General features: G+C 49.2%; 1 protein-coding gene and 1 pseudogene. Both read right to left on the bottom strand.

The genetic code is table 11. The features are described from left to right. Nucleotides 1–339, bottom strand: a pseudogene (locus R7Q38_RS23375) (proline/glycine betaine ABC transporter permease ProW); the annotation flags it as partial. A 4-nt stretch (nucleotides 340–343) separates the two neighbouring features. Continuing rightward, the coding region (proV, locus tag R7Q38_RS23370) for a glycine betaine/L-proline ABC transporter ATP-binding protein ProV (protein WP_318114465.1) at nucleotides 344–1,416 on the bottom strand (1,073 nt) is incomplete at its 5' end.

The following is a 1,416-nucleotide window of genomic DNA, read 5'->3' as shown; positions in this document are numbered from 1 at the left end:
CTGCCACGCGAGTAAAAATAGGATCAGCACCATAATTGGTGACGGCGTAGAGACTAACGCGGTTTCGAATGAGGACAAGATAAAATCGATCGGAACTCGTATGGCTTGAAAAACAGGGCGACCATGTTCAACGAGCCAATTCAACCCAGATTCTACCCAATTATCGAGTGGGAGAACGGCATCTTGAAATGGGTTCATGATATCGAAAGGTGTCTCTTGCACGGCTTCGCTGTTCAACCAATCGTTGTTAGTTGCGGCCTCACTACCTTGTGACCACGGGTCTTCTTGTGTTGGTGCGGTTTGCGACCAAGGATCGTTATTTGTTTGCTCTGTAGACATCGTTTTAATCCTTATCGAGTGTTTGCAGAAGACGCGACTTCGTCACGACACCAAAATAGGTTCCTTGCTCATCGACTACTGGCACAGCATAAGGAACGCTCGCCACGACGCCGAGAATGTCATTCACAGACTGGTCGGGCTGAAGGGTCACGTCATCTTCTAATTGTGCGCTGGCCAAGGAGCGATTTTCCTTGTGGGCTAAGCGTAAGGAGTCGAGAGAAACGATGCCGGAATATCGGCTAGATTTATCGACGACGATGCCGTAATCGCGGTCGTGATCCATCAAGATTTGCATGGCAGAGCCAGGGCCGTCGTGTTCGGATTTCTTGAATACCGCAGCGGGCTTCTTGCGCGCAATATCTTTGACGGTTAGCACGCTGGCGACATTAACGCCGCGGAAAAACGCCTCGACATAATCATTGGCGGGGTTATGAAGAATTTCATCTGGTGTGCCGACTTGCACAACTTCGCCGTTTTGCATGATGGCAATTCGGTCACCGATGCGCATGGCTTCGTCCAAGTCGTGCGAAATGAATACGATGGTGCGTTTATCGTCATTTTGCAGACGAATCAATTCATCCTGCATTTCAGAACGAATCAAAGGATCGAGCGCTGAGAACGCTTCATCCATCAGCAAAATATCGGGGTCGCAAGCTAGGGCGCGGGCAAGACCAACACGCTGCTTCATACCACCTGATAGTTCATCAGGAAATGATTCAGCGTAGGTATCTAATCCAACTCTCTGCAACGCCGATAATGCACTTTCGTGGCGAGCAGTCACATCGACGCCTGCGAGTTCCAGGCCGAAAGCGGCATTTTCTATCACCGACATGTGGGGCATGAGCGCAAAATTTTGAAAAACCATTGAAATGTTGTTCCGACGAACTTCGCGCAGTTCTTCTTCGGAGATGTGAGCAATGTCTTTCCCTTTGAGGTAAACACTGCCTTTGGTGGGTTCAATGAGTCGATTGAGAAGTCGAACGAGAGTGGATTTTCCTGAGCCAGAGAGACCCATAATGACAAAAATCTCGCCTTCATTGATGGTCAGAGATACATCGTTGACGCCAACGGTTAAGC

The organism is Vibrio sp. Vb0598 (assembly GCF_033338935.1).
Lineage (GTDB): Bacteria > Pseudomonadota > Gammaproteobacteria > Enterobacterales > Vibrionaceae > Vibrio > Vibrio alginolyticus.
Note: the sequence above shows the minus strand (reverse complement) of the source record. Positions and strands in the feature narration are given on the sequence as shown.